The sequence below is a fragment of the Helicobacter sp. TUL genome, assembly GCF_002287135.1.
Lineage (GTDB): Bacteria > Campylobacterota > Campylobacteria > Campylobacterales > Helicobacteraceae > Helicobacter_F.
Genome location: NZ_NESU01000037.1, coordinates 1 through 1,136, shown reverse-complemented (window position 1 = coordinate 1,136; position 1,136 = coordinate 1). Strand labels below are relative to the sequence as shown.

The window sequence follows — 1,136 nt, the reverse complement described above, 5'->3', positions numbered from 1 at the left end:
TTTGAGATTGTGAGCATCATAATAAAAGTAGGTTTCTTTGCTTTTAACAGAATCTCTGTGGCAAGCGCAAAAGCATATTCATCAGCATTCCCAAATGCCCAAGCATTAGCCTTGCTTTGTGGGTAGTGTTGTGCTATATAACTACTATCATAGATAGCATCTGCACCTAAGGTCATAAGATAATCTCCAAGGTTATACCAATTTTGATTACCAGAAGTGATAAAAATAACATCATATCCTGCTTGTTTATACACATCAATAGGTGTAAGCGGAAGTTTAGTATTTTTGGCGGTGCTAAGGGAGATAAGGGAAGTTGGTGAATCAAAAAATAATTTTGTTAGCGAGGCAATAGTGCCATTCCCACCCGATAAAAACTTTGTAAAGACAAAATCATTTTGTTCTTTATGTTTAGACATACCACTCTCAAAATATGGACGAAAACTTCCAAGCATATCAAAATGCTCTGCATTATCTAACGCAAGCATATTGAGCGCGAAACTCTCCATTAACACTGCGACAACATGTGGAGAAGTCTGTGATACATGTGTAGCAGAATCTTGTGTAGATTGTGTGGTGGGTGTTGGGGATTGTGTGAAAGCTAGTGAATCTATAGGTGTAGTTATTCCTTGTTTGTGTGTAAAAAAGATAGGAAATGTTTCTTGCTGTAGTGTGATTCCTTCTGAAAGTGTTACAGGCTCAAAATGCACAGCATTGTTATAATGCACATATGCGTAATGTAAGGCTAAAATTGGATTTATAATAAGGTGGTTTAGGCTTTGGTTTTGGGTTGTGCGGATTGCATCTTCACTAAGGGGGAATGTTCCCACAGATCCTCTAATCCCAAGAATCACAACAAGAAGTGTGCAGATATGCAATACTATAAGTGTGCGGATACGCAGTGTTGGGATTGTAAGGCTTATAAGCTTTTTGCTTAGCTTTACACAAGCAAAGCTATATAATATACAAGCAAGCAAAATAAGTATCACAGGATAGTCTTGCCACATAATTTTTAGGACTGCTAGTGTATCATCATCTTTGAGACCAAAAATAAAAACATCAATTTTTGTATGATATGTCTTGTAATAATAAAAATTCCCAATAGCACTAAAACATACAAGGAAACTTATAAGCGCGAT

1 protein-coding gene is annotated in these 1,136 nt (G+C 36.4%); it reads right to left on the bottom strand.

Features of this window, described 5'->3' with window-relative positions; genetic code table 11:
- Positions 1 to 1,136: sulfatase-like hydrolase/transferase (locus B9T66_RS08985; RefSeq protein ID WP_374220136.1), on the bottom strand; the 1,136-nt coding region annotated here is incomplete at both ends.